At 63.9% G+C, this 6,324-nt stretch carries 6 protein-coding genes; 4 read left to right on the top strand and 2 right to left on the bottom strand.

All coding sequences use genetic code 11. The annotated features are described in order from the left end of the window. Positions 1–97: 97 nt before the first annotated feature. Positions 98–355, top strand: coding sequence for a hypothetical protein (locus QMZ05_RS40025; RefSeq protein WP_050423692.1), 258 nt, complete (start codon positions 98–100; stop codon positions 353–355). A gap of 161 nt (positions 356–516) precedes the next feature. On the opposite strand, the gene QMZ05_RS40020 is transcribed toward QMZ05_RS40025, so the two are convergent. Further along, positions 517–771 (bottom strand): hypothetical protein, encoded by a 255-nt coding sequence (locus QMZ05_RS40020; protein ID WP_353705761.1) that lies wholly within the window; start codon positions 769–771, stop codon positions 517–519. Between the two features lie 110 nt (positions 772–881). Continuing rightward, positions 882–1,082, bottom strand: coding sequence for a DUF3072 domain-containing protein (locus QMZ05_RS40015; RefSeq protein ID WP_353705760.1), 201 nt, complete (start codon positions 1,080–1,082; stop codon positions 882–884). 61 nt (positions 1,083–1,143) lie between these two features. On the opposite strand from QMZ05_RS40015, the gene QMZ05_RS40010 reads away from it, so the two are divergent. From QMZ05_RS40010 to QMZ05_RS40000, 3 genes are all read left to right on the top strand, one after another. Further along, positions 1,144–1,464, top strand: a complete 321-nt coding sequence (locus QMZ05_RS40010) for a hypothetical protein (RefSeq protein WP_353705759.1) — start codon at positions 1,144–1,146, stop codon at positions 1,462–1,464. Between the two features lie 166 nt (positions 1,465–1,630). Beyond that, a complete protein-coding gene (locus tag QMZ05_RS40005) occupies positions 1,631–1,813 on the top strand; it encodes a hypothetical protein (protein ID WP_279705786.1) in 183 nt (60 codons plus the stop codon). Between the two features lie 190 nt (positions 1,814–2,003). Next, positions 2,004–6,324 (top strand): HAMP domain-containing protein (locus tag QMZ05_RS40000; RefSeq protein WP_353705758.1); only part of this gene is annotated, 4,321 nt, incomplete at its 3' end.

The raw sequence follows: 6,324 nt of genomic DNA, 5'->3' as shown, positions 1-6,324 counted from the left end.
AACGCTAACAGACAATGCGATTCAGTGGGGCAGGCGGACTTGCGCGGACGCAGAGAAATTAGATTGACATTAACGCCGTGCGGAGCACAACCCCGCCATGGGTGACGTTTCCAAATCCGATACGCCGCTGAAGGCGATATTCCAGGTGCGGCTGAACGGCGAGACGGTGACGCTCGCGACCGTCGGCCAGGCCTACCGCTTCATCAGCAATCTCAGCGCCGTCGAATGGATGGAGTTCCGCTCCCTGCATGACGACGCGCTGGTTGCGCTGGAACGCGCCGCGGGTAACGCCATGCTGACGGTGCAAGCGACCAACGCGTTGCGGACGTTGTTCGTCCGCGCAAAATTGCTTTGAAAAGAAATGGGCCGCCTTGGCCCTCCGAGGCGGCCCGAGAGTGCGGCCGAAGTGCATCGCGCGCCCGGCCGTCGCGTGTACCGCCGTTACCTTGTTTGCGGCCATAACGAAGACGGCCCTACGCAACCACCGCCGATTCGGCTGTAGCTGCCACGCCACAATCAGGGGCCGACGTCGTCGACGAGGCGGTCATACACAAGGGCAGAGCGCATGTTGATCGTTGCGATCCTCAGATAGCTGGGTTCGCGCATCGCGTTGTTGAACATCAAGATCGCCGTCTTCCAATAGCCGCGCTCGCGCTGATCGGCGTTCAGCGCCGACAGATAGTCCGCGGCATCGCCAACCGTCGCGAGGATTCGTCCGTCTTTCAGCGTGATCGGGAACGCGAGCGGCGACCGCTTCTCCAGCTCCAGCACGGAAGGCTCCCCCAAAGGTCATGCAGCGGCAAAGCACCCATAACAGAACAGACCTAGCTGCGCCGCTATATCAAAGCCTTAAGGGAGTGTCCGGCTCGGGCGGCTGAGGGTCAGAAGGAGTTCGCCAGCGCAATCTCCGCCCGGAGGGCATCGATGCGCCGTTCGGCTTCCTCTGACGTCAGGTCGCGCGCGTATTGGTTTGGCTGATAGGCCTCCTCGGCCAGGCTCCTCAACCGCAGCGCCTGGGCCCGCGACATCAGCCCGCCGAGCCGGTCTGCAACCCCGCCAAATTTCACCGCTGCCATGCTCATCGTCCACCTCGCTTGCCGGATCGTGACTTGACAATATGTTCTATTTTTGTTCTAACGGGCCATGGACAACAAGATCAATGAAATTCGTCGCAGGATCAGCACTTTGCGGGCTGAGATGACCTTGATCGAGGCGTCGATCCGGGACCAGGTGAACCGCGACCTGGATTGCAGCGAAGCGTCCTACCGGCTGATGGCGATGCGCGCCGAGGTCACCGAGTTGATCGGCCGATGGAAAGCCGCTGGTGGCGGCGAGCGCCTCCCGACCGTTCGCGAGCGGCTGAGCCGAAGCTATGCGGATCGCCCGATTGCAATCGCCAAGGCGGACAAGGCCAGAGCAGACAAGGCCAAGCCCAAACCGGGCCACAGTAACGCAAGGGCGTGATCCGGCCGCTCGGCTAAACCAGGGCCGACACGCCGCCTTGCGCCTAAATCGGGTTTCCGGGTCGGAACCTGAGCCGCAGGATCGGCATTTTCTTGTGGTGAGAGCCAACACCATAGCATCGCCCAGCGCCATGATCGCCGATCCGACCGCGCCACCGCGGGCATCGATGAATGACGATCGCAGCCCGCTGCTGACGCTGATCTCCTGCATCAGCTGCGTCAGAACGATGCGGCTCGAGAGCAGCTCTCCGGGCAGCGAGGGCAGGGACATTCTTCAGTACCGCTGCGAGCAATGCAGCCGCATCGAACGGGTGCAATTGGTGCGGCGAACCTGGCCGGCGGATCGCTAGCAACGTTTCGCAAAAAAGTTTCATTCGTCTTTGGAACTTTTGGTTCCATTCACCATTAAGCCACTCGGTTTGCGTCACAAATCGTGGTTTTGGCGTTTTCCCGCTTGAATAGATCCAAGGCAGTCATTCTTATGGTCACACTGGCTTTTCCGAGTCCCTGGATTCGTAGCCAGCGCGTAGGGGAAATTCCATGACCGATCTCGGTTCGTCGCCACGTCCCCGTACTGAAACACGCCGCGCCCAATCATCGAATGGAAGTCTCGATTCCTCGCACGATCTGCTGCAGTCGCTGCAGGCGATGCGCGGCGGCGACTTCTCAGTGCGGATGCGTGGCGATTATCTCGGCATCGACGGCAAGATCGCGGACGCCTTCAACGAAATCGCCGCCGCCAACGAGCGCATGGCGCAGCAACTGGCGCGCGTCGGGCAGGTCGTCGGCCGCGAGGGACAGACCCGTCAGCGCGTCAATTTCGGCCTCGCCAGCGGCGCGTGGGCCGACATGGAAAGTTCGGTCAACACGCTGATCGACGATCTGTTGTGGCCGACTCGCGAAGTCACCCGCGCGGTCGCAGCGGTCGCGCAGGGCGACCTGCTGCAGACCGTGCAGCTCGACGTCGAGGGCAGGCCGCTGCGCGGCGAATTCCTGCAGTCGGCGAACATCGTCAACACGATGATCAAGCAGCTCTCGGTGTTCACCTCGGAGGTCACGCGCGTGGCCCGCGAAGTCGGCACCGAAGGCAAGCTCGGTGGCCAGGCCCAGGTGCCGGAAGTGACCGGCGTCTGGAAGGACCTGACCGAGAGCGTCAACTCGATGGCCAACAACCTGACCGGCCAGGTCCGTAACATCGCCGAGGTGACGATCGCGGTCGCCAACGGCGACTTGTCGAAGAAGATCACGGTCGACGTGCGCGGCGAGATCCTGCAGCTGAAGGAGGCCATCAACACGATGGTCGATCAGCTGCGTTCGTTCGCATCGGAAGTGACGCGCGTGGCGCGCGAAGTCGGTACCGACGGCAAGCTCGGCGGCCAGGCGATCGTGCCCGGCGTTGCCGGCACCTGGAAGGACCTCACCGACTCCGTGAACGCGATGTGCGGCAACCTGACCGCCCAGGTCCGCAACATCGCCAACGTGACCACAGCCGTGGCGCGCGGCGACCTGTCGCGCAAGATCACGGTCGACGTCAGCGGCGAAATCCTCGAGCTGAAGGACACCATCAACACGATGGTGGACCAGCTCAACTCGTTTGCCTCGGAAGTGACGCGCGTGGCGCGCGAGGTCGGCACCGAAGGCAAGCTCGGCGGCCAGGCCCAGGTGCCGGGCGTCGCCGGCACCTGGAAGGACCTTACCGACAACGTCAACTTCATGGCGTCGAACCTGACCGCGCAGGTCCGCAACATCGCCGACGTCGCGACCGCGATCGCCGGCGGCGATCTGTCGAAGAAGATCACGGTGAATGTGTCGGGCGAGATCCTTCAGCTGAAGGAAACGCTCAATACGATGGTCGACCAGCTCAATGCCTTTGCGTCCGAAGTGACGCGCGTGGCGCGCGAGGTCGGCACCGAAGGCAAGCTCGGCGGCCAGGCCAACGTGCTCGGCGTCGCCGGCACCTGGAAGGATTTGACCGACAACGTCAACTTCATGGCCTCGAACCTGACCGCGCAGGTCCGCAACATCGCCGGCGTCACGACAGCGGTCGCCAATGGCGACCTGTCGAAGAAGATCACAGTGGACGTGCGCGGCGAAATCCTCGAGCTGAAGGACACTATCAACACGATGGTGGACCAGCTCAACGCCTTTGCCGGCGAAGTGACGCGCGTGGCGCGCGAGGTCGGCACCGAAGGCAAGCTCGGCGGTCAGGCTGAGGTGCGCGGCGTCGCCGGCACCTGGAAGGACCTGACCGACAGCGTCAACTCGATGGCCTCGAACCTGACGGCGCAGGTCCGCAACATTGCCGAGGTCGCGACCGCGGTCGCGAAGGGCGACCTGTCGAAGAAGATCACGGTGAACGTGTCGGGCGAAATCCTTCAGCTGAAGGAAACGCTCAACACGATGGTCGACCAGCTCAACGCCTTCGCGGGCGAGGTGACCCGCGTGGCGCGCGAGGTCGGCACCGACGGCAAGCTCGGCGGCCAGGCCGAGGTGCCCGGCGTCGCCGGCACCTGGAAGGATTTGACCGACAGCGTCAACTCGATGGCCGGCAATCTGACGGCGCAGGTCCGCAACATCGCCGAAGTCGCAACCGCGATCGCCGGCGGCGACCTGTCGCGCAAGATCACGGTCGACGTGCGCGGCGAGATCCTTCAGCTGAAGGAAACGCTGAACACGATGGTCGACCAGCTCAACCGATTTGCGGGTGAGGTGACCCGCGTGGCGCGCGAGGTCGGCACCGACGGCAGCCTCGGCGGTCAGGCCAACGTGCCCGGCGTTGCCGGCACCTGGAAGGACCTGACCGACAACGTCAACTCGATGGCCGGCAACCTCACGGCACAGGTCCGCAACATCGCCGAGGTGACCACCGCCGTGGCGCGCGGCGACCTGTCGCGCAAGATCACGGTCGACGTGAAGGGCGAGATCCTCGAGCTGAAGAACACCATCAACACGATGGTCGACCAGCTCAACGGCTTTGCCGGCGAGGTGACGCGCGTGGCGCGCGAGGTCGGCACCGAAGGCAAGCTCGGCGGCCAGGCCGAAGTGCCCGGCGTCGCCGGCACCTGGAAGGACCTTACCGACAACGTCAACTTCATGGCGTCGAACCTGACCGCGCAGGTCCGCAACATCGCCGAGGTGGCGAGCGCGATCGCCGGCGGCGACCTGTCGAAGAAGATCACGGTGGACGTGCGCGGCGAGATCCTGCTGCTCAAGGACACCCTGAACACGATGGTCGAGCAGCTGCGCTCGTTCGCCGCCGAAGTGACGCGCGTGGCGCGTGAGGTCGGTACCGAGGGGCGGCTCGGCGGCCAGGCCGTGGTGCCCGGCGTCGGCGGCACCTGGAAGGACCTCACCGACAACGTCAACCTCTTGGCCGCGAACCTGACCACCCAGGTCCGCAACATCGCCGAAGTGACCACTGCCGTGGCGCGCGGCGACCTGTCGCGCAAGATCACGGTCGACGTGAAGGGCGAAATCCTCGAGCTGAAGAACACCATCAACACGATGGTCGACCAGCTCAACGCCTTCGCCGGCGAAGTGACGCGCGTCGCGCGCGAGGTCGGCACCGAAGGCAAGCTCGGCGGCCAGGCCGAGGTGCGCGGCGTTGCCGGCACCTGGAAGGACCTTACCGACACCGTCAACGTCATGGCGGCGAACCTGACCGAGCAGGTGCGCGGCATCGTCAAGGTGGTGACCGCGGTCGCCAACGGCGACCTGAAGCAGAATCTGACGGTGAAGTCGAAGGGCGAAGTGGCTGCGCTCGCCGACACCATCAACAACATGACCGAGACGCTTGCGACCTTCGCCGAACAGGTCACCAGCGTGGCGCGCGAAGTCGGCGTCGAGGGACGGCTCGGCGGTCAGGCCAACGTGCCCGGCACCGCCGGCACCTGGAAAGACCTCACCGGCAACGTCAACCTGCTGGCGGCCAATCTGACCTCCCAGGTGCGCGCGATCGCGGAAGTGGCGACCGCCGTGACCAAGGGCGACCTGACGCGCTCGATCCAGGTCGACGTCCGCGGCGAGGTCGCCGAGCTCAAGGACAACATCAACACGATGATCGGCAACCTCCGTCTCACCACGGAGCGTAACACCGAGCAGGACTGGCTGAAGACCAATCTGGCGCGCTTCACCAACATGCTGCAGGGCCAGCGCGATCTCGCGACCGTCGGCCGCCTGCTGCTGACCGAGCTCGCGCCGCTGATCAACGCGCATATGGGCGTGATCTACCAGGTCGACAATCCCGAGAATGCGCAGCTGCGGCTCCTGTCGGCCTATGCCAGCGACAGCAGCAATCCGCATCCGCAGATCGTGCAGTTCGGCGAGGGACTGATCGGCCAGTGCGCGCTCGACAAGCGCCAGCGCCTCGTCTCGGACATTCCCGGCGATGCGGTGCCGATCAATTCGGCCTTGATGCGGATCATGCCGAAGAACCTCGTCGTATTCCCGGTGCAATTCGAGAACCAGGTCAAGGCGGTGATCGAGCTGTCCTCGATCTCCTCGTTCACGACCTCGCAGATCACCTTCCTCGAACAGCTCACCGACAGCATCGGCATCGTGCTCAATAGTATCGAGGCAACGATGCAGACCGAGGCGCTGCTCAAGCAGTCGCAACAGCTCGCAGGCGAATTGCAGACCCAGCAGAAGGAATTGCAGCAGACCAACGATCAGCTCGAGCAGAAGGCTCAGCAGCTCGCCGAGCGCAATGTCGACGTCGAGCGCAAGAACCAGGAAATCGAGCAGGCGCGGCGCGCGCTGGAAGAGAAAGCGACCGAACTGTCGCTGACCTCGAAGTACAAATCCGAATTCCTCGCCAACATGTCGCACGAGTTGCGGACACCGCTGAACTCGATCCTGATCC

Origin of the sequence: Bradyrhizobium sp. INPA03-11B, assembly GCF_040446015.1 — a bacterium.
Taxonomy (GTDB): domain Bacteria; phylum Pseudomonadota; class Alphaproteobacteria; order Rhizobiales; family Xanthobacteraceae; genus Bradyrhizobium; species Bradyrhizobium macuxiense_A.
The sequence above is the reverse complement of the archived record's forward strand: the minus strand, read 5'-3'. Positions and strand labels throughout refer to the sequence as shown.